Here is a 21,119-nt window from a genome sequence, read left to right as displayed (position 1 = left end):
GCCTCAGCCGACGATCAGCACGAAATCCCCGCGCTGCGAGGCCATCGACAGCGCCAGCGTGCTGTGGCGGGAGGCGAGGTCGCTGGCCGACAGCTGGGTGACCGGCGGATGCGCGCGATAGCTGGCGTCATCGGCCAGGGTGTCGCGCACCACGTAGCCCATCAGCACGTTGACCAGTTCGCCCAGCGCGTCGAGGGCGAGCTCGTCGTCGCACTGGTCGGGCGTGATCGACAGCAGCGAACAGCCGATCGCCTGCATGGTGGCGCGGCTGCAGCCGATGCCGATCAGCAGGGATTCCGTGCCGGCGTCGATGCGGACGTGCGCGGTGACGTCGCAGGCGGCGAGCGTGGCGGCATCGGCGATGCCGGAGGCCTGGCACTGGCTGCCCAGCAGGCGCGGGAACAGGCGGTTGCTGACGCGGATGGCGCTGGTGGCCACGTCGGCCAGCGCGTGGCCGGCGATGCCCAGTGCGAGCGCGTGATTGGCTTCGTCCAGGTCGCGGCGATGCGCGGCCAGTTCCGTCTCCAGCTGCTCGGCGGTCAGCGTGCCCTGTTCGACCAGGATCTGCCCGAACAGCTTGCGGCCCTTCTTCTGCGCGGTCAGCAACACGTCGAGCTGGCCGGCGTCCAGCAGGCCCATCTCCAGCGCGATGTCGCCGAAGCGGCGATCCTCGGCGCGCTGGCGGTCGTTGATGCGGCGCGCCTGCGTGGCATCCAGCATCTGGTGGTGCACGGCCAGTTCGCCGAGCAGGGGGTTGGAGGCGCGCTGCGCGTCGAGCGCGGCCAGCAGTTGTGCGGAGGTGATGGTGCCGCGTTCCAGAAGGAACTGGCCCAGGAATTTCGCTGCCATGATGTGGTCTCGTACTGAAGAGGAAGGAGAACGTGCGCGGTGGTCAGGCGACCGCTTCGTGCAGCACGCGATCCATCACTTCCGGATCGATGGGCTTCTGCAGGTACGACTTGGCACCCAGCTTCAGGCAGTCCTCGATGTCGCTCTGCGCGCCGAGCGAACTGAGGATGACCACGCGGGCGCCGGGATCGTGCGAGAGGATCCGGGCGAGGGCCTGCTTGCCGTCGCACTCCGGCATCACCAGGTCCAGCAGCACCACATCGGGCTGCAATGCCTGGTACTGGTCGAAGGCTTCGTTGCCGTTGCCGGCTTCACCGACGACTTCGAAGCCGCAGTCGGACAATTGGCGTGCGGCGAGCATGCGCAAGGCGCGCGAGTCGTCGCACAGCAGGACGGTAGGACGTGACGTCATGGTGGTGGATCCCCCTGTTGGATCGTGAAGGCCCCGCGTCGGAGATCGACGCGGGGCGACATGTAGGCACTATCGGCCGGTGCAGGGAGATCTTGAGAGGTGGCGCACGCACATCGCGCCGCGGACGGCCCGGGGAGAGGGGCGGTCCGTCCGCGGCGCGCGGCGGTCAGAAGTCGAAGCGGGCGGCGATGGAGACCGGCACCGACACGCGCTTGCCGGTGTCGTTGATCGAGCCCAGGCCCAGGCCGCCGATGGCGCTGTCGTCGCCGCTCAGGTCGGCCACGTAGCGCACGCCCGCCTGCGCGGTGATGCTGAAGGACTCGCCGACCGGGATCAGCACGCCGACGTCGATGCCGGCGCTGGCGGCCCACTTCTTCTCGGTGAACGGCGCGTTGGCGATGGTGATGCCGGCGTCGGGGATCTCGAAGGTCGCGCGGATGTCGTCGGTCTGCGTGGCGCCCAGGCGACCGGCGATGAACGGGCGGGTGTAGCCCGGTTCCATGAAGTAGTGGCGATAGCCGGCTTCGACGGTCGTCGCCTTGTAGTCGCTGAAGGTGCCGTAGACAGGCAGCGTGGTGTTCAGCGCGGGCACGAAGGCGCCGCCCACCTGCACGGTGCCGGGATCGGTTTCGGTGCGGCGGATCTGGCCGAAGATTTCCGCGTTCTGGCTCAGCCCGTAGGCGAACTCCAGGCCGTAGCCCATGGCGTTGTCGTAGATGTCTTCATGCGAGCGCGGCTGGATGCGCAGCTCGGCGCTCACGCCGGCGAGTGCCGGATTCAACGGGCCCAGGTCCGGCACCGCGGCGGTCGCACCATCGTGCACATCGCCGCTGACAGGCGTGTCGGTGCCGCCGAAGACGGACATCGAGAACTTGCCCGGCTGCGGGCCGGCCGCGTAGGCGGGTGCTGCGAGGGCGAACGATACGGCCACTGCAAAGAGCGACTTCTTCATCGGGGGAATCCTCCAGGGGAAAAGGCCGATGCCTCGTGCATCGGGCGCCACCCCTTACGCGGATGTGCCGACAATGGATGCGCGAACGTCGCAGAACACACGCGCCTCGTTCTTCACGCGCCGTGCACGCAGGCCGCATCGCCCGCGGATTTCACGCCGCCTTCACTGCTGGGGAAGCGGGTCGCCGTTGCCTGCGAGCGCTTCCTCGACGGCGGTGAAGGCGGAGTGCGTACCGGCCGCCGATGTGCCCGCGTCGGTGGCGAAATACGTCACGCCCGTGCCGCGCTCGCGATCGATCCACAAGCCGGAGCGCAGGCCGTAGGCGTCGCCGGAATGGCCCACGTACGCGCGCCCATCGCCGAACAGGTCATCACCGCACTGCGCATGCGGTGTCGCCAGCGTCTGCGCGGCGAGGCCGTAGCGGCAGAAGAAGGCCTTGGCCGTGCCGACGCCGGTGTCTTCTTCGTGCGTCACGCCGTTGTCGCCGGTGAAGGTCCACTGGGGGCGCAACAGTTCAGCCACGCCTGCCGGTTGCAGCAGCCGGACGCCATCGACTTCGCCGTCGTTCAACAGCAGGCGCCCGATCTTCGCCAGCCCATTGGCCGAGATGCGCAGGCCGCCCTGCGGCGAGAACAGCGCGCCGTTCTCGCCGGCCTTCCAGCGGGCGAGATCGCAATCGGCGCCCTCCTCGACGACGACGGCACAGGCGGGTTTGCCCGCCCGGTTCTCGTCGCGCACCGGCGCGCGCTCGCGGTACAGCACCACGGCGCGCGTGGCGGTCGCCGCGTCGCAGCTTTCCCAGTTGAAGCACGCGTACAGCTGCAGCGGCGCCAGCACCAGCCGGCGCATCAGCAGGTCGAAGCGTTCGCCGGTGGCGCGCTCCATCGCCATCGCCACCAGCGGGAAGTTGAGGTTGGTGTAGCGGAAGTGCGTGCCGGGCGCATGCGCGTCGTCCCAGGCCCTCGGATCGTCGAGGATCGTCCTGAGCGGCTCGCCCAGCGGCGTGGCGTAGTAGCCGGCGGCATCGGTCAGGCTGGACCGGTGCGACAGCAGCAGGCGCAGGGTGATCGGTGTGTCGGGGAACTGCGGGTGGCGCAGCGTCCAGCCCAGGTAGGTGGACACGTCGGCATCGAGGTCGAGCGTGCCGGCATCAACGAGCCGCATCACGCCGATCGCGGTGACCAGTTTCGAGATCGAGGCGATGCGCACGGGATCGTCGGCGGTGACCGGGCGGCCGGTGGCGAGATCGGCCTGGCCTTCGGCGCGGGTGGCGACGATGCCGTCGCGGTCGAAGGCGACGCGCACCTGCGCGACGGGTTCGCCGGCCGATGCGATCGCCGCGACAGCGAAACAGGGCAGCAGGACGAGGATGCGGATACGACGGAAGGACATGCGCCAGCGCCTCTCGGGGACCGGCACCGACTTTACTTCATCGTCGGCATCACGAACTCGGCGGCGTGCGTCTCCGGCCAACGGGCGGTGACGGTCTTCAGGCGCGTGTAGAAGCGCACGCCATCCGGACCGTGCACGTGCAGCGGGCCGAAGATGGAGCGTTTCCAGCCGCCGAAACTGTGGAAGGCCATCGGCACCGGGATCGGTACGTTGATGCCGACCATGCCGGCCTGCACGCGATGGGCAAACTCGCGCGCGGCGCCGCCATCGCGGGTGAACACGGCGGTGCCGTTGCCGTATTCGTGCGCGTTGACCAGATGCAGGGCGGCGTCGAGATCCGGCACGCGCATGACGCAGAGCACGGGGCCGAAGATCTCCTCGCGGTAGATCGTCATGTCCGGGGCGACGCGGTCGAACAGGCAGCCACCGAGGAAGAAGCCATCGGCGTGGCCGTCTACCACGTGGCCGCGGCCATCGACGACCAGCGTCGCACCCTCGGCCACGCCGGCATCGACATAGCCGCGCACCTTGTCGCGGTGCGCAGCGGTGACCAGCGGGCCCATTTCCGGATCCAGGCAGCCCGGGCCGATCTTCAGCGCGGCGACCTTGGGCGCGAGCGCCGCCACCAGTGCGTCCGCGGTGGCATCGCCCACGCAGACCGCTACCGAGATCGCCATGCAGCGCTCGCCGGCCGAACCGTAGCCGGCGCCAAGCAGCGCGGAGACGGCACCGTCCAGGTCGGCATCGGGCAGCACGACCATGTGGTTCTTCGCCCCGCCCAGCGCCTGCACGCGCTTGCCGTTGGCGCTGCCGCGCGCGTAGATGTATTCGGCGATGGGCGTGGAACCGACGAAGCTCAACGCCTGCACGCGCGGCTCATCGAGCAAGGCGTCCACCGCCACCTTGTCGCCGTGGACGACATTGAACACACCATCCGGCAACCCGGCCTTTTTCAGCAGGTCGGCCATGAACAACGCCGCAGACGGGTCGCGCTCGGACGGTTTCAGTACGAAGGTGTTGCCGCAGGCCAGCGCCACCGGGAACATCCACAGCGGCACCATCGCCGGGAAGTTGAACGGCGTGATGCCGGCGACCACGCCGAGCGGCGCGTACTCGCTCCACGAATCGACATCGCGGCCGACGTTCATCGAATGCTCGCCCTTGAGCAGGTGCGGGATGCCGCAGGCGAACTCGACGACCTCCAACCCGCGCGTCACTTCGCCGCGTGCATCGGAGAGCACCTTGCCGTGCTCGGACGTGATGATCTTCGCCAGGTCGCCGGCGTGCTTTTCCAGCAGTTCCTTGAAGCGGAACATCACCCGCGCGCGGTTCAGCGGCGTGGTCGCGGCCCAGGCGGGGAAGGCGACGGATGCGGCGTCCACCGCCCGCCTGACGTCATCGGCCGACGCCAGCGGCACGCGGGCGGTGATGGTGCCGATGGCGGGGTCGAAGACGTCGCTGAACCGGCCGCTGCTGCCCTCCACCTGCTGTCCGTTGAAGAAATGATGCAGCGCTTCAGTCATGGCGGACTACCTGGTGGAATCCCTCGCCCCGCGTGCGGGGAGAGGGTGCCCGAAGGGCGGGTGAGGGGCGACGGCGCCCGTGTCTTCAAACGTGATGCGTTGTTCCGAGTGTTGTGCTTTCCGGACGCTCGATCGATTGGCGACCGCTGGGGCAATGACGGCTCCGGCATGCCCCTCATCCGCCCTTCGGGCACCTTCTCCCCGCTTGCGCGGGGAGAAGGAACAGCGCATCAGGCCAGTGCTTCGCGCGCCGGCGCGTAGGCGTAACCCAGGTCGTCGGCGACCGCCTTGTAGGTGATCTTGCCGGCGTGCACGTTCAGGCCGTTGAGCAGGTGCTCGTCGTCCAGCATGGCCTGCTTCGCGCCCTTGTTGGCCAGCTGCACGGCGAAGGGCAGGGTGGCGTTGGTCAGCGCGAAGGTGGACGTGCGGGCGACGCCGCCCGGCATGTTGGCCACGCAGTAGTGGATGATGCCGTCCACTTCGTAGGTCGGGTTCTGGTGGGTGGTGGCTTTCGAGGTCTCGAAGCAGCCGCCCTGGTCGATCGCCACGTCCACCAGCACCGAGCCGGGGCGCATCAGTTTCAGCTGGTCGCGCGAAACGAGCTTGGGGGCAGCGGCACCGGGAATCAGCACCGCGCCGATCACCAGGTCGGTGTCGGGCAGGCGCTCTTCGATGGCGTCGCGGGTGGAATAGATGGTGGTCAGCTGGTGGCCGTACAGCTCGTCCAGGTACTTCAGGCGGTCGAGCGAGCGGTCGAGGATGGTGACGTGCGCGTTCATGCCCATCGCCATGCGCGCGGCGTTGATGCCCACCACGCCGCCGCCGATCACCAGCACTTCGGCCGGCTTCACGCCGGGCACGCCGCCGAGCAGCACGCCGGAACCGCCCTGCGCCTTTTCCAGCGCATGCGCGCCGGCCTGGATCGACATGCGGCCGGCCACTTCCGACATCGGCGCCAGCAGCGGCAGGCCGCCCTTGCGGTCGGTGACGGTCTCATAGGCGATGCAGGTGGCGCCGGAAGCGACCAGCGCCTTGGTCTGCTCCGGATCGGGCGCGAGGTGCAGGTAGGTATAGAGCACCTGGCCGGGGCGCAGCATGGCGCACTCGTTCGGCTGCGGCTCCTTGACCTTGATGATCATGTCGGCGCGGGCAAAGATCTCTTCGGCCGTGTCGACGATCTGCGCGCCGGCCTTGATGTACTGCTCGTCGGTCAGGCCGATGGCCTTGCCGCCGTCGCGCTGGACGATGACCTGGTGGCCGTTCGAGACCAGTTCGCGTGCACCCGCCGGCGTAAGGCCGATGCGGTACTCGTGGTTCTTTATTTCCTTGGGGACGCCAATCAGCATGTTGCTCTCCAGTAGCGGGAAGGGGCTTCGCGCGTGGGGAGCGCTGGTGCCATTGGTCCGTAATTTTACGCGGTTGCCCGTATGGTGTCCGCCAGGACATCCACGATCCGGTCGATATGCGGCTTCTCGACGATCAGCGGCGGCGACAGGGCGATGACATCGCCGGTCACCCGGGTCAGCAGGTGGCCGTCATGGAAGGCGCGGCTGAACACGTCGTAGGCCCGGGTGCCCGGCGCGCCGGCGCGCGGGGCCAGTTCGATGGCGCCGACCAGGCCGACATTGCGGATGTCGATCACGTTCGGCAGGCCCTTCAGCGAGTGCAGCGCTTCCTGCCAGTAATCGCCCAGGCTGAGCGCCTTGTCGAACAGGTTTTCCTCCTCGTAGGTGTCCAGCGTGGCCAGCGCGGCGGCGCAGGCCAGCGGGTGGCCGGAGTAGGTGTAGCCATGGAACATGTCGATGACGTGGTCCGGACCGCTCATGAAGGCGTCGAACATGCGGTCGGACACGAAGGTCGCGCCCATCGGCACGCAGCCGTTGGTGATGCCCTTGGCGGCGGTGATCATGTCCGGCGTCACGCCGAAGCGCTGCGCGCCGAAGGCATGGCCGACGCGGCCGAAGCCGGTGATCACTTCGTCGAAGATCAGCAGGATGCCGTGCCTGTCGCAGATCTCGCGCAGTCGCTGCAGATAGCCCTGCGGCGGGATGACCACACCGGCCGAGCCGGAGATCGGCTCGACGATGACAGCGGCGATGGTGGAGGCGTCATACAGCGCGATCTGCCTTTCGAGATCTTCGGCCAGCTCGATGCCGTGCGGCGGCAGGCCCTTCGAGAACGCATTGCGCGACACGTCCAGCGTGTGGCGGATGTGCGACACCGCCGACAGCCCCGGGCCGAACCACTTGCGGTTGTTCGGCAGGCCGCCCACCGACATGCCGCCGAAGCCGACGCCGTGATAGCCCTTCTCGCGGCCGATGAAGCGCGTGCGCTGGCCTTCGCCACGCACGCGGTGGTAGGCCAGGGCGATCTTCAACGCACTGTCCACCGCTTCCGAACCGGAGTTGCTGAAGAACACCTTGTTGAGGTCGCCCGGCGCCAGCGCGGCCAGGCGCTCGGCCAGCTTGAACGGCAGCGGCGAGCTCATCGAGAAATTGGGCGCGAAGTCGAGCGTGCCGATCTGCTGCCGGATCGCTTCGACGATCCGCGGCCGCGAGTGGCCCGCATTGCAGCACCACAGGCCGGCCGTGGCATCCAGCACCTCGTTGCCGTCGACGTCGCGGTAGTACATGCCGGACGCGCTGGCGAGCAGGCGTGGCTTGGCCTTGAACTGCTTGTTGGCCGTGAACGGCATCCAGAAGTGGTCCAGCGAGGCCGGTGCCTCGAGGTTCTGGCGGGCGTAATGGTCGGCCAGGGCGCGGGAAGAGGAAGTGTCGTCGGCGCTCATCGCGGGTCCGGGGCGGGGTGGATGGGCGCAGCTTAGCGCGTTGAAAAAACTTTACAACTGACGAGGGTCACGGTCGGCCTTGCAGGCGGGGCTGCCGCGTCGGCCCTCATGGCTGCAACCCTTCACAGCGTAAGCGTCCGCCCCGGAAGCATCCAGAGGGCTTCCCAAGATTAGGGTCCCGGGGTGTAAAGTATCCCGTGACATCAGGGTTTCACCAAAGGGTGGTGATGGACATCGGCGCACGCCTGCAACTGGTCCGCAAATCCAAGAGCCTCAGCCAGCGCGAGCTGGCCAAGCGCGTGGGTGTCACCAACAGCACCATCTCGCTGATCGAGCAGAACAAGGTCAGCCCGTCGGTCAGCTCACTGAAGAAGGTGCTGGACGGGATTCCAATCTCGCTGGCCGACTTCTTCACCCTCGATCTGGAAAAGGGCCTGCCCGACAGCCCGTTCTATGTGGCCGACGAGTTGCCGGACGTGGGCAGCAACGGCATCCACTATTTCCTCGTGGGCCAGCACCGTCCGCAACGGCAGATGTGCATCCTGCGCGAAGTGATGCCGCCCGGCAGCGACACCGGCGACAGCATGCTGGCGCACGATGGCGAAGAAGGCGGCGTGGTGATCGCCGGCGAAGTGGAGGTCACCGTCGGCGAGCAGGTGCGCGTGCTGAAGGCGGGCGAGGCCTACTACTTCGAAAGCCGCGTGCCGCACCGGTTCCGCAATGTCGGCGAGGTGGATGCGGTGATCGTCAGCGCGAATACGCCGGCGACGTTCTAGACGATTCGAGCCCCTCTCCCGTCGGGAGAGGGGTTGGGGGTGCCCCACCGCTTATACGGTCCTATGATGAACGAGCCGCGGCGAGCCATGAAGTCGGTCCATCGGCTGTTTGCTCCATCCACTCGCTGTGGCTCGCTATGCAGCACAGGTGCCGGATAGATGGCAGTGGCACCCCTCATCCGGCGCTTCGCGCCACCTTCTCCCGGTGGGAGAAGGGAACACAGCCCAGGAGTCTCCATGAGCAATTCCCGCACGCAACACGACTGGCAGGCCATGGCCGCCGCGCTGTCGATCCGCACGCAGGCCTTCATCGACGGCCGGTATGTGGACGCGGCGTCCGGCAAGACCTTCGACTGCATCAGTCCCATCGATGGCCGCGTGCTGGGCCAGGTGGCCGACGGGCAGGAGGAGGACATCAACCGCGCCGTTGCCGCCGCGCGCCGCAGCTTCGATGCGGGCGCCTGGTCGAATGCGCGGCCGACGCACCGCAAGAAGGTCCTGCTGAAGCTCACACGGTTGATCGAAGAGCATGCCGACGAGCTGGCGCTGCTGGAATCGCTGGACATGGGCAAGCCGGTCAGCGACGCCCGCAATGTGGATCTCGCCGCGACCATCCGCTGCATGGGCTGGACCGCCGAGGCCCTGGACAAGGTGTACGGTGAGGTCGCCGCCACCGGGCAGGACGAGCTGGGCCTGGTGACGCGCGAGCCGCTGGGCGTGATCGGCGCCATCGTGCCGTGGAACTTCCCGCTGCTGATGGCCACGTGGAAGCTGGCGCCGGCGCTGGCGATGGGCAATTCCATCGTGCTGAAGCCGTCGGAGAAATCGCCGCTCACTGCGATCCGCCTGGCCGAACTCGCCATCCAGGCCGGCATCCCGGCCGGTGTGCTGAACGTGGTGCCGGGCTTCGGCAAGACCGCCGGCGAGCCGCTGGCGCTGCACCTGGACGTGGACGGCCTGGTGTTCACCGGCTCCACCGCGGTCGGCAAGCGCCTGCTGCAGTGCGCGGGCCTGTCCAACATGAAACGCGCCTACATGGAGTGCGGCGGCAAGAGCCCGAACCTGGTGTTCGCCGACGCGCACGACCTGGACGTGGCCGCGAAAGCGGCGGCGGGCGGCATCTTCTACAACCAGGGCGAAGTCTGCACCGCCGCATCGCGCCTGCTGGTGGAGCGCTCCATCAAGGATGAATTCGTCGCCCGCGTGGTCGAGGCCGGCAAGGCCATGCGGCCGCGCCACCCGCTCGATCCCGGCGCACCGATGGGCGCGATGGTCGACGAAGGCCAGACGCAGCGCGTGCTGGACTACATCGAGAAGGGCAAGGCCGAGGGCGCGCGGCTGGCGCTGGGCGGCCGGCGTGCCGAGGTGGAAGCCGGCGGCTGCTATCTGGAGCCGACCGTATTCGACGACGTGGCGCACGAGCACACGATCAGTCGCGAGGAGATCTTCGGCCCGGTGCTGTCGGTGATCGCCTTCGACAGCGAGGAAGACGCCCTGCGCATGGCCAACGACAGCGAGTACGGCCTGGCCGCTGGCGTGTGGACGCGAGACATCAGCCGCGCGCATCGCGTCGCCCGCAAACTGCGCGCCGGCAGCGTGTGGGTGAACTACTGGGACGGCGGCGACATGACCGCCCCGTTCGGCGGTTACAAGCAGTCCGGCAACGGCCGCGACAAGTCGCTGCACGCCTTCGACAAGTACACCGAGATCAAGGCGACCTGGATAAATCTGGGGAGCTGAGGGTTGTCTCCTTCTCCCCGCGAGGCGGGGAGAAGGTGCCCGAAGGGCGGATGAGGGGCGCGCGCGAACTCGGAAACGTCGCGGCGTCTGGTTTGCGCGGATTCCGTTCGCCCCTCACCCGCCTGCGGCACCCTCTCCCCGCAGGCGGGGAGAGGGAAGTCCCAGCGAGCACCGCGGCTTGTGGTTCTGCCAGAATCGCCCCGTCCCACCGATCGGCTACTCCATGACCGCCAGCGCCGCCGCTTCCACGCCCACCAACTCGCCCGGCCGCGTGCTGTTCGCCAGCCTGATCGGCACCACCATCGAGTTCTTCGACTTCTACATCTACGCGACGGCGGCGGTGCTGGTGTTCCCGCACCTGTTCTTCCCGCAGGGCGATCCCACCACCGCGACGCTGCAGTCGTTCGCCACCTTCGCGCTGGCGTTCATCGCGCGGCCGGTGGGCTCGGCCTTGTTCGGCCACTTCGGCGACCGCGTCGGGCGCAAGGCGACGCTGGTGGCGGCGCTGTTGACGATGGGTATCTCCACGGTCCTGATCGGCCTGCTGCCGACCTATGCGCAGGTCGGCATCGTCGCGCCGTTGCTGCTGGCGCTGTGCCGCCTGGGGCAGGGCATCGGCCTGGGCGGCGAATGGGGTGGTGCGGTGCTGCTGGCGACGGAGAACGCGCCGCCGGGCAAGCGGGCGTGGTACGGCATGTTCCCGCAACTGGGCGCGCCGCTGGGTTTCCTGTGCTCGACCGGCATCTTCCTGCTGCTGACCGAAGTAATGGACGATGCGCAGTTCCTGGCCTGGGGCTGGCGCATTCCGTTCGTCGCCAGCGCCGTGCTGGTGTTCGTCGGCTTGTGGGTGCGGCTGAGCATCACCGAGACGCCCGATTTCCAGAAGGCGCTGGACCGCGACGAACGCGTCAAGGTGCCGATGCTGACCACCGTGCGCGAGCACCCCGTCGCGCTGGTGACCGGCACCTTCGCGCTGGTGGCCACGTTCGTGCTGTTCTACCTGATGACCGTGTTCGCGCTGAGCTGGGGCACGTCGAAGCTGGGGTACGCGCGCGAGCACTTCCTGATGCTGCAGATGGCCGGCGTGCTGTTCTTCGCGCTCACCATCCCGGTGTCGGCGCTGTACGCGGATCGCTTCGGGCGGCGCAACGCGATGATCGTGGCCACGCTGCTGATCATCGGCTTCGGCTTCTTGTTCGCACCGCTGCTGGAATCCGGCAGCGACCTGGGCGTGCTGGCGTTCCTGGCGCTGGGGCTGGGCGCGATGGGCCTGACCTATGGCCCCTGCGGCACGATCCTGGCGGAAATGTTCCCCACCGCCGTGCGTTACACCGGCGCATCGCTGGCGTTCAACCTGGCCGGCATCCTGGGCGCATCGCCGGCGCCGTACATCGCCACGCGACTGGGGGAACGGTACGGGCTTGCATCGGTCGGCTGGTATCTCGCCGCGATGGCGGGCCTGACATTGGTGGCGCTGCTGGTCATGCCGCGCCGCCGCTAACGTGTCCGCACGCGCCGTAGCGTGCGCCACGCGCACGACCTCAGGATTCCTCCCCACGCCGTAGCGTGCGCCACGCGCACGACCGCAAGATTCCTCCCGTGCGCATAGGGCACGCTACGACCTCGTGACCGTCGTGATCCGCCACGCGCACGACTGCAGGATTCCTCCCCATGCCGTAGCGTGCGCCACGCGCACGACCTCAGGATTCCTCCCCGTGCGCACAGCGCACGCTACGACGTCGTGACCGTCATGATCCGCCACGCGCACGACCGCAAGATTCCTCTCGTGCGCACAGCGCACGCTACGCGAACAGGCGCTTCACGGTGCGGCTCAGCCAGCCGCCCTGCTGGTGGTCCCGCACGAACTGGTTGAGGTGCCGCTTCACCGAATCGGCGTACGCCTTGTCGTCGTTGCGGATATGGTTGAATAGCCAGCGCGATAGCATGCTGCGCAGTTCGTCCACGATGTCCTCGCCGGCCTCGAAGCGCAGCCGGTATTCGGAAACCCGTTTGGTGAACACCTCGTGCACGCGCTTGTGCGCGGCGCTGAACGGATAGCCGGCTTCCTCCATCAGCTCTTCCTCGAAGGCGAAGTGGGACAGCGTGTAGTCGACCAGTTCGTCGATCACCTCGCCGACGGCGAAGCGTTCCATCGACTTCTGCGTGATGTGGAGGTGGTTGATCATCTCCACGATGCGGCGGTGCTGGCCATCGATGATGTCGATGCCGGTGTCCATGTCGTCCTGCCAGATCAGCAGTGTCATGTGCGGATTCCCCTGCCGGCGGATGCCGGAATGCGCAGGGAATCTAGGTTCGCACCGAGGCCCTGGCATTGATCGGGATCAATGCTGCGGCATGGGGTCAAAGGGAGCGAAATTGATGTTTGGTGTGGGAGCGACGTAAGTCGCGAGCTCTTACCTCAACGACGGCAAAGCTCGCGACTTACGTCGCTCCCACAGGAGAGTGTCTCAGCCGCTGGAGACCACCCGGTTCCGCCCGCCGGCCTTGGCCAGGTACAAACGCCGGTCGGCTTCGCTGAGCAGGTGATTGAGCGTCTGGCCGGGGAAGCGCGTACGGAACACGCCGATGCTGACCGTCATGCGCAGGGTGTGGCCGCCGATGTCGACGGCCAGTGCTTCGATCGCGGTACGCAGGGACTCGAAGTACTCCACCGCCTCGCTTTCGCCCAGGTAAGGCACCAGCGCGCAGAATTCCTCGCCGCCGAAGCGGGCGACCAGGTCCTGCGCGCCTGCGTGCCGTGCGATGGCCTGTGCGACCGACTTCAGCGCGACGTCGCCGGCCTCGTGGCCGTGGGTGTCGTTGATGTGCTTGAAGTGATCGATGTCGATGATGGCGGCGGTGACCGCCTGCTGCCGGCCCAGCGTGTTGGGCAGCAGCGCATGGCATTCGGCCAGGAAGTGGCGGCGGTTCGGCAGGCCGGTCAGGAAGTCGCGCGTGGCGAGGTCCTGCAAGGTGCCGATCAGTTCCAGCTGGTCGATGTTCTGCGAGACGCGGCAGAAGAATTCCTCGCGCGAGAACGGCTTGTGCAGGAAGTCGTTGGCGCCGCTCTTCAGGAAACGCGGCACCAGGCTCCCGTCGCTGGTGCCGGAGATGCCGATGATCGCCAGGTGGTCGCGCGCATGGCGTGCGCGCAGGCGGCGGGTGAATTCGTGGCCCTTCATGCCGGGCATTTCCTGGTCGACGATGGCCAGGCGGATGTCGGGGTTGGCGTCCAGCATCGCCAGGCCGGCTTCGCCATCGGCGGCTTCGACCACGCGGAAGCCGTACATCGACAGCAGCGCGGCCGCATGCTGCCGCGCCGAACGCGAGTCGTCGACGATCAGCGCCGCGATGCGGCGGTTGCGCTCCAGCCGCTGCACCAGCCAGACCAGGTAGTCGATGCTGCCCGGCGTGTTCTTCAACACGTAGTCCACCACCTGCCGGCGCAGCACCTGCTCGCGCAGGGTGTCGTCGTACACGCCGCTGACCACCACGGTGGGCAACTGGCGCGACAGGAAGAATTCGACCACCTCGTCGTGGCTGCCATCGGCCAGCACCAGGCTGGTGACCACCATGAACCAGTCGGGATGCTTCTCCAGCGTGGTCCGCGCCTCGCCCAGCGTGGCGGCGTACACCACCGGCAGACTGAGTTTCTGCTCGATGGCCTCGCCGATCAGGCGCGCATGCGTGCGCGAGTTCTCCACCACCAGGACACGCTGGGGCAGGGGCGACTGGCTGGCGGTGGCGGGGAGGGCGCGTTGCGGATTGGACATGCTCGGGAAGGCCGAGGAAGGTTTCCTGTCACTTTCATCGGCGCCTGCGGGCGGAACTTGAGAGCCGCGTCACGGAACGCCGCCGCCTACCAGAGCGCGTCGCGCAGCTTGTACCAGGCCATGGCCGCGACCAAGAGCGGGGTGCGCAGGGCGCGACCGCCGGGGAAGGGGTGGTGGTCGATCTTGGCGAACAGGTCCAGCCGCTCGGACTGGCCGCGGATCGCCTGGGCGAGCACGGTGCCAGCCAGCCCGGCGGCGATCAGGCCGTGTCCCGAGAAGCCCTGGGCGAAATACAGGTTCGGCGACAGCCGGCCCCAGTGCGGGGCCCGGTTGAGCGAGATGTCGATCATCCCGCCCCACAGGTATTCGATGCCGACATCGCCCAGTTGCGGGAACACCCGGTGCATGCGCCGCGTCATCACCCCGCGCAGGTTGGGCGGGGTCATCGCCGAATAGCTGGCGCGTCCGCCGAACAGCAGCCGGTGGTCGCGACCCAGGCGGAAGTAGTCCAGCGCCCAGTTGGTGTCGGCCACCGCCATGTCGTTGCGGATCAGGTCGCGCGCGCGCGCCTCGCCCAGCGGCGGCGTGGCGGCGATATAGGTGCCCACCGGCATCATCCGCGACTCCAGTTCCGGTGCGATCCCGCGCAGCAGTGCGTTGCCGGCCAGGATCACCGTGTCGCATACGACCTCGCCCTGCGCGGTTATCAGCACGGGACGCGCACCCCGGATCAGCTGGATGACCGGCGAACCCTCGAAGATCCGTGCACCCACCTCCAGCGCGGCGCGACCCAGTCCCAGCGCATAGGCGAGCGGATGCAGGTGGCCGCTGACCGGGTCGTACATCGCGCCCAGGTAGCGGTCGCTGGCAAGTTCCGCGCGCAGGCGCTCGCGGCTCCACCATTGCACGGGATGGCCATAGCGGGTGTTGAAGTCCTCGACCGCGTGTTCGACCTCGCGCTGCTGTCGCGGCTTGATCGGCACGGTGGCATGGCCGTCGCGCCAGTCGCAGTCGATCCCGTGCCGGTCGATGCGACCCCGCAGCCAGCGCAGGCCGTCCAGCGACAGGTCGAACATCTTCTTCGCATCATCGAAGCCGACCAGCGCTTCCAGCTTCGCTTCGCCGCAGCTGAAGCCGGCGATCGCCTGCCCGCCGTTGCGCCCCGACGCGCCCCAGCCGATGCGCTCGGCTTCCAGCACGACCACCTTGTAGCCGGCTTCCGCCAGTTCCAGCGCCGCCGACAGCCCGGTGTAGCCGGCACCGAGGATGCAGACATCGGCCTCGATGCGGCCTTGCAGCGCAGGTTGCGCCGGCAATGGCGTGGCGCTGGCGGCGTACCAGCTGTCGGGGTAGGCGGGCGCGGCAACGGTGCTCAAGAGGTCTCCCCGCCGTCATCCCCGCGCAGGCGGGGACCCAGTGTCTTTGGACTTGCGAAGCTGAAGTCGCTGGGTTCCCGCCTGCGCGGGAATGACGGTATCCGGGGCGACATGTTGTTCCTCACACCGACCGCAGATACCACGCGTATTCCAGATCCGTCACCTCGGTATAGAAGCTGTGCATTTCCTTGAGCTTCTGCTGGCCGTAGATGTGCCGGAACGACGTGCCGAACTGTTCGCCGATGAACTCGCTGCCCATGAACGACGCGATGGCCTCGCGCCAGAACGGCGTGCGGACTTCGGTCTGCTCGTAGGCGTTGCCGGTGATCGGTGGGCCGGGGTCGAAGCCCTGTTCCATGCCGTGCAGCATGCCGGCGAGCACGGCGGCGGTGACCAGATAGATGTTGGCGTCGGCGCCGGCGATGCGGTGCTCGATGCGCGTGTTCGCCTCGTCGCTGTGCGGGATGCGCATGGCGACGGTGCGGTTGTTGTAGCCCCAGACATCGTTGAGCGGCACGAACGCGTTGAGCACGAAGCGCCGGTAGCTGTTGGCGTGCGGCGCGAACAGCAGCAGGCAATCCTGGTCGCTGCGCTGCAGGCCGCCGATGGCGTGCTTCAGCGCATCGGCCGGCGCCGTCTGCGGCGAAGCGAAGATGTTGCGGCCCTCGGCGTCCAGCACGCTGGCGTGGATATGCATGCCGCTGCCGGCCTGTTCGGCGAACGGCTTGGCCATGAAGCTGGCCATCAGGCCCTGTTGCTGCGCGGCGGCCTTGATCGCGCGCTTCAGGTAGATGGCGTCGTCGCAGGCCAGCAGGGCGTCGTCGCGGTGCTTGAGGTTGATCTCGAACTGGCCCGGCGCGTATTCCGCCACCGCGGTGTCGGCAGGAATGCGCTGCGCCTGGCAGATCGCGGCCACCGCATCGGTGAAACCGCGGTAATCGTTGAGGTCTTCCATGTAGTAGACCTGCGTGCTGGTGTTGCGCACGCCGGTGGCCGGGTTGATCGAGGTGCGCGGCCGGCCGGCATCATCCAGCCGCTGGTCGAACAGGTAGAACTCCAGTTCCACCGCGACCACCGGCTTCAGGCCGCGCGCCGCGTAGCGCGCCAGCACGCGCTTGAGCACTTCGCGCGGATTGGCCTCGAACATGCCGCCCTTCGCATCCTCCATGCTCAGCAGCAGCTGCGCGGCGGGGCGGGGCGACCACGGTACCGGCCGCAGCGAGCCAGGCACCGGGCGGCAGATGCGGTCCTCGTCACCGATGTCGTAACCCAGCCCGGTCTCTTCCACCGTGTTGCCGGTGATGTCGGTGGCGATCAGCGACATGGGCAGGCAGACGCCGTCGCGGTAGACCTTCTCCAATGCGTCGCGGGTGATGCGCTTGCCGCGCAGCAACCCGTTCATGTCCGGCAGCAGCAGGTCGACCTGCTCGCAATCGGGGAGGGCGGCCAGCGTGGCGGCGTCGTCGGCAGGCAGGGAAGGCGCGGCGGAATCGGGGCGCATGAGGGTCATCCAGGAGGCTGCGGCGCAGCTTAGCAGAGCGGTCGATGCGTCAAGAATACTCAACGCACGGATTTGCGTAACCCACGGAAATGCCCGGAATTGGTGCCGCAACGCACCATATCAGCGCCAAAAATGTCATTCGAGAGCGTCGTGTTGTAAAAATAAAACAGCCGGGTTAAGTTGCCTGCAAGCCATTCCGGGCTTCCTGCATGACCCCGCTGCCGCGGGTCGGTCTGCCGACCGACCACAAGCAAATCGGTGCACATCCCTTTCTCGCGGTGGGCGAGAAGTACGTGCGCGCGGTGGTCGACGGCGCCGGCTGCTTGCCGCTGCTGGTGCCCACGCTGGATCCCGTGCTGCCGCTGCGCCAGGTGCTCGAAGGCCTCGACGGCCTGTTGCTGACCGGGGCGGTCAGCAACATCGAACCGCACCACTACAGCGACGAATCCAGTTACGAGGGCAACCTGCTGGATCCCCGCCGCGACGCCACCAACCTGCCGCTGATCCCGCTCGCGATCGAGATGGGCGTGCCGGTGCTGGCGATCTGCCGCGGCTTCCAGGAGGTCAACGTCGCCTTCGGTGGCAGCCTGTACCAGAAGGTGCACGAGCAGCCGGGCTTCATGGATCACCGCGAGAACAAGGACGATCCGCTGGATGTGCAGTACGGGCCGGCGCACGACGTGGCGCTGGTGCCCGGCGGCGTGCTGGCCGGGCTGGTCGGCGGCACGCAGGCCACGGTCAACTCGCTGCATGGCCAGGGCGTGCGCCGGCTGGGCGACGGGCTGGTGGTGGAAGCGCAGGCCCCGGACGGGCTGATCGAGGCGTTCCGCCACGACGGCCCGGCCTTCATGCTGGCCGTGCAGTGGCATCCGGAATGGAAGGTGGCGGACAACCCGTTCTACCTGGCGATTTTCCGCGCCTTCGGCGATGCCTGCCGGGCGCGTGCGCAGCAGCGTGGAGTGACGGCATGAAGCGGCGGCATCCCCCGCCCTGGGGAGGGCGCGCTCGCCACATCGTGGCGACGCCGTAGACGCCGGCCGCAGCACGCGGCGGTCCTTTCCTCCTTCAATTGATTGCGCGGACACCATGAGCAAGAAACCCATACAACGAAAGAAGACCGCCGCCGAGCCGGCCGACAGCTCGCTGCGCCGCTGGCTGCGGGAGCGCAACATCACCGAGGTCGAATGCCTGGTGCCCGACATCACCGGCATCGCCCGCGGCAAGATCATCCCGGCCGACAAGTTCAGCCACGACTACGGCACGCGTCTGCCGGAAGGCATCTTCGCCACCACCGTCACCGGCGATTATCCGGACGACTACTACGAACTGACCTCGCCGTCGGATTCGGACATGTTCCTGCGTCCCGATCCGGACACCGTGCGCATGGTGCCGTGGGCGACCGATCCCACCGCGCAGGTGATCCACGACTGCCATACCAAGGACGGCAAGCCGCACGACCTGGCGCCGCGCAACGTGCTGCGGCGCGTGCTGGCGGCCTACGAGAAGGAAGGTCTGCGCCCGGTGGTGGCGCCGGAACTGGAATTCTTCCTGGTGCAGAAGAACACCGATCCGGACTTCCCGCTGCTGCCGCCCGCCGGCCGTTCGGGACGACCGGAAACGGCGCGGCAGTCGTATTCCATCGATGCGGTGAACGAGTTCGATCCCATCCTCGACCTGATGTACGACTACTGCGATGCGATGGAGCTGGACGTGGACACGCTGATCCACGAATCCGGCGCCGCGCAGCTGGAGGTCAACTTCACCCACGACGATGCGCTGTCGCGCGCCGACCAGGTGTTCCTGTTCAAGCGCACCATGCGCGAGGCGGCGATGCGCCATGGCGTGTACGCCACCTTCCTGGCCAAGCCGATGGAGAACGAGCCGGGCAGCGCCATGCACATCCACCAGAGCCTGCTGGACGTGAAGACCGGCCGCAACGTGTTCACCGGCAAATCAGAAGGCAAGGGCAGCAAGCTGTTCGGCCATTACCTGGGCGGCTTGCAGAAGTACGTGCCGATGGCGATGGCGTTCTTCGGCCCCAACGTCAATTCCTACCGTCGACTGGCGCTGGGGCAGGTGGCGCCGATCAACGTGCAGTGGGGCTACGACAACCGCACCTGCGGCCTGCGCGTGCCGATGGACACGCCGGAAAACATGCGCGTGGAAAGCCGCTTCGCCGGTTCCGACGCCAATCCCTATCTTGCCATGGCCGGCACGCTGGCCTGCGGCCTGCTCGGCATCCGCGAACAGCTCAAGCCGACCGAACCGCTGGCTAGCAGTGCGCAGGACATCGGCTTCGAGCTGCCGCGCTCGCTGGGCGAGGCGCTGGACGAACTGGAAGGCTGCGCGCCGCTGCAGGAGCTGATGGGCGCGCGCTTCGTACGTGCCTACGTGTCGGTGAAGCGCAAGGAATACGAGACCTTCTTCCGCGTGATCAGTTCGTGGGAGCGGGAGTTCCTGTTGTTGAACGTGTGAAGGCTGTTCCCTTCTCCCGCCGGGGGAAGGTGGCGCGAAGCGCCGGATGAGGGTGCGGCGAAGTCCAGGCGATCCGGACATCGTGGACTTCGCCGCACCCTCTCCCCAACCCCTCTCTCCCACAGGGACTTCCTTTGGTCGCCGGTGGGAGAGGGGCTCGAAATCATGGAGCCCGTATGAACCAACTCGACACCCGCACCCTGCAGAAGCTCGACGCCGAGCATCACCTGCATCCGTTCAACGACAACGCCGCGCTGGCCAAGAAGGGCACGCGCATCCTGACCAAGGGCGAGGGCTGCTATGTCTGGGATGCCGACGGCAACCAGCTGCTCGACGCCTTCGCCGGCCTGTGGTGCGTCAATGTCGGCTACGGGCGCAAGGAACTTGGCGAAGTGGCGTCGAAGCAGATGACGCAGCTCGCCTACTACAACAGCTTCTTCCAGTGCACGACCGAGCCGACCATCGCGCTGGCCGCCAAGCTGGCCGAGCTCGCGCCGGGCGACCTCAACCATTCCTTCTTCGTCAACTCCGGTTCCGAAGCCAACGACACCATCCTGCGCATGGTCCGCCACTTCTGGGCGGTGCAGGACCAGCCGCAGAAGAACATCTTCATCGGCCGCCACGACGGCTACCACGGCACCACCATGGCCGGCGCCAGCCTCGGCGGCATGAAGGGCATGCACAAGCAGGGTGGCCTGCCGATCCCGGACATCCACCACATCGATCCGCCGTTCTGGTTCGCCGACGGCGGCGACCTGTCCGAGGACGAGTACGGCCTGCTCGCGGCGCGCCGGCTGGAACAGAAGATCCTCGAACTCGGCCCGGACCGCGTGGCCGCCTTCATCGGCGAGCCCATCATGGGCGCCATCGGCGTCTACATCCCGCCGAAGACCTATTGGCCCGAGATCGAGCGCATCTGCCGCCAGTACGACGTGCTGCTGGTGGCCGACGAAGTGATCTGCGGCTTCGGCCGCACCGGCGAATGGTTCGGCTCGCAGTACTTCGGTTTCCAGCCCGACATCATGCCCGTGGCCAAGGGCATCACCTCGGGCTACATCCCGCTGGGCGCGGCGATGTTCAACGACCGCGTGGCCAAGGTGCTGAAGGAGCAGGGCGGCGAACTGGCGCATGGCGCCACGTACTCGGGCCACCCGGTGTGCGCGGCGGTGGCGCTGGAGAACATCCGCATCCTGCAGGACGAGAAGATCGTCGAGCGCGCCAAGACCGAGATCGCCCCGTATCTGGCGCAGCGCTGGGCCGAGCTGGGCGAGCACCGGCTGGTCGGGCAGGCGCGCATCGCCGGCATGGTCGGTGCGCTGGAGCTGGTGCCGGACAAGAAGAAGCGCGCCTTCTTCCCGGAGCGCGGCAGTGTCGGTCCGCGCTGCCGCGACCACGCGCTGAAGCATGGCCTGATCCTGCGCGCGACCTGGGACGCGATGCTGCTGTCGCCGCCGCTGGTGATCACGCGCGCGCAGGTCGACGAACTGTTCGAGAAGACCTGGAAAGCCCTCAACGACACCGCGACGGACCTGGGAATGTAATGTCATCGCACGGTCCGTGCG

Annotated in this window: 17 protein-coding genes; 6 read left to right on the top strand and 11 right to left on the bottom strand. The window is 67.6% G+C overall.

The window, feature by feature from the left end:
• Positions 1 to 3: 3 nt before the first annotated feature.
• From MMG85_RS11480 to MMG85_RS11450, 7 genes are all read right to left on the bottom strand, one after another.
• Entirely contained in the window at positions 4 to 849 is an 846-nt protein-coding gene (locus MMG85_RS11480) for a chemotaxis protein CheX (protein ID WP_241046166.1), read from the bottom strand.
• A gap of 43 nt (positions 850 to 892) precedes the next feature.
• Positions 893 to 1,261: a response regulator gene (locus MMG85_RS11475; RefSeq protein WP_055941811.1), complete on the bottom strand. Its 369-nt coding sequence runs from the start codon at positions 1,259 to 1,261 to the stop codon at positions 893 to 895.
• 166 nt (positions 1,262 to 1,427) lie between these two features.
• On the bottom strand, positions 1,428 to 2,213 hold the full coding sequence (locus MMG85_RS11470; RefSeq protein ID WP_241046165.1) for a hypothetical protein: 786 nt from the start codon (positions 2,211 to 2,213) through the stop codon (positions 1,428 to 1,430).
• Between the two features lie 162 nt (positions 2,214 to 2,375).
• Positions 2,376 to 3,605 (bottom strand): beta-lactamase family protein, encoded by a 1,230-nt coding sequence (locus MMG85_RS11465; RefSeq protein WP_241046164.1) that lies wholly within the window; start codon positions 3,603 to 3,605, stop codon positions 2,376 to 2,378.
• Positions 3,606 to 3,637: 32 nt separating this feature from the next.
• Positions 3,638 to 5,128, bottom strand: a complete 1,491-nt coding sequence (locus tag MMG85_RS11460; protein ID WP_241046163.1) for a CoA-acylating methylmalonate-semialdehyde dehydrogenase — start codon at positions 5,126 to 5,128, stop codon at positions 3,638 to 3,640.
• A gap of 230 nt (positions 5,129 to 5,358) precedes the next feature.
• Positions 5,359 to 6,474 (bottom strand): alanine dehydrogenase, encoded by a 1,116-nt coding sequence (gene ald / locus MMG85_RS11455; protein ID WP_241046162.1) that lies wholly within the window; start codon positions 6,472 to 6,474, stop codon positions 5,359 to 5,361.
• Positions 6,475 to 6,539: 65 nt separating this feature from the next.
• Positions 6,540 to 7,916 (bottom strand): aspartate aminotransferase family protein, encoded by a 1,377-nt coding sequence (locus MMG85_RS11450; RefSeq protein WP_241046161.1) that lies wholly within the window; start codon positions 7,914 to 7,916, stop codon positions 6,540 to 6,542.
• Between the two features lie 227 nt (positions 7,917 to 8,143).
• On the opposite strand from MMG85_RS11450, the gene MMG85_RS11445 reads away from it, so the two are divergent.
• From MMG85_RS11445 to MMG85_RS11435, 3 genes are all read left to right on the top strand, one after another.
• Positions 8,144 to 8,692: a cupin domain-containing protein gene (locus MMG85_RS11445; RefSeq protein ID WP_055941828.1), complete on the top strand. Its 549-nt coding sequence runs from the start codon at positions 8,144 to 8,146 to the stop codon at positions 8,690 to 8,692.
• A 237-nt stretch (positions 8,693 to 8,929) separates the two neighbouring features.
• Positions 8,930 to 10,432 carry an aldehyde dehydrogenase gene (locus tag MMG85_RS11440; RefSeq protein ID WP_241046160.1) on the top strand — a complete coding sequence of 501 codons (1,503 nt, stop codon included), beginning with the start codon at positions 8,930 to 8,932 and terminating at the stop codon, positions 10,430 to 10,432.
• Positions 10,433 to 10,655: 223 nt separating this feature from the next.
• Positions 10,656 to 11,933 carry an MFS transporter gene (locus MMG85_RS11435; protein ID WP_241046159.1) on the top strand — a complete coding sequence of 426 codons (1,278 nt, stop codon included), beginning with the start codon at positions 10,656 to 10,658 and terminating at the stop codon, positions 11,931 to 11,933.
• Between the two features lie 301 nt (positions 11,934 to 12,234).
• Here MMG85_RS11435 and MMG85_RS11430 read toward each other — a convergent pair whose 3' ends face one another.
• From MMG85_RS11430 to MMG85_RS11415, 4 genes are all read right to left on the bottom strand, one after another.
• Positions 12,235 to 12,696, bottom strand: a complete 462-nt coding sequence (locus MMG85_RS11430; RefSeq protein ID WP_241046158.1) for a bacteriohemerythrin — start codon at positions 12,694 to 12,696, stop codon at positions 12,235 to 12,237.
• A 204-nt stretch (positions 12,697 to 12,900) separates the two neighbouring features.
• Entirely contained in the window at positions 12,901 to 14,205 is a 1,305-nt protein-coding gene (locus tag MMG85_RS11425; protein ID WP_241046157.1) for a diguanylate cyclase, read from the bottom strand.
• A gap of 86 nt (positions 14,206 to 14,291) precedes the next feature.
• Positions 14,292 to 15,581 carry an FAD-binding oxidoreductase gene (locus MMG85_RS11420; RefSeq protein WP_277399846.1) on the bottom strand — a complete coding sequence of 430 codons (1,290 nt, stop codon included), beginning with the start codon at positions 15,579 to 15,581 and terminating at the stop codon, positions 14,292 to 14,294.
• A 121-nt stretch (positions 15,582 to 15,702) separates the two neighbouring features.
• Positions 15,703 to 17,082 (bottom strand): glutamine synthetase family protein, encoded by a 1,380-nt coding sequence (locus tag MMG85_RS11415; protein ID WP_241046156.1) that lies wholly within the window; start codon positions 17,080 to 17,082, stop codon positions 15,703 to 15,705.
• A gap of 209 nt (positions 17,083 to 17,291) precedes the next feature.
• Here MMG85_RS11415 and MMG85_RS11410 point away from each other — a divergent pair, with 209 nt between their 5' ends.
• The 3 genes from MMG85_RS11410 to MMG85_RS11400 all read left to right on the top strand — a co-directional run bounded on the left by MMG85_RS11410 (position 17,292) and on the right by MMG85_RS11400 (position 21,098).
• Positions 17,292 to 18,053 (top strand): gamma-glutamyl-gamma-aminobutyrate hydrolase family protein, encoded by a 762-nt coding sequence (locus MMG85_RS11410; RefSeq protein ID WP_241046155.1) that lies wholly within the window; start codon positions 17,292 to 17,294, stop codon positions 18,051 to 18,053.
• Between the two features lie 115 nt (positions 18,054 to 18,168).
• Positions 18,169 to 19,557, top strand: coding sequence for a glutamine synthetase family protein (locus tag MMG85_RS11405; protein WP_241046154.1), 1,389 nt, complete (start codon positions 18,169 to 18,171; stop codon positions 19,555 to 19,557).
• A gap of 176 nt (positions 19,558 to 19,733) precedes the next feature.
• Positions 19,734 to 21,098: an aspartate aminotransferase family protein gene (locus MMG85_RS11400; protein ID WP_241046153.1), complete on the top strand. Its 1,365-nt coding sequence runs from the start codon at positions 19,734 to 19,736 to the stop codon at positions 21,096 to 21,098.
• Positions 21,099 to 21,119: the final 21 nt, after the last annotated feature.

The organism is Pseudoxanthomonas sp. LH2527 (assembly GCF_022539275.1).
Classification (GTDB): domain Bacteria; phylum Pseudomonadota; class Gammaproteobacteria; order Xanthomonadales; family Xanthomonadaceae; genus Pseudoxanthomonas_A.
This window is presented reverse-complemented; position numbering and strand designations above follow the sequence as displayed.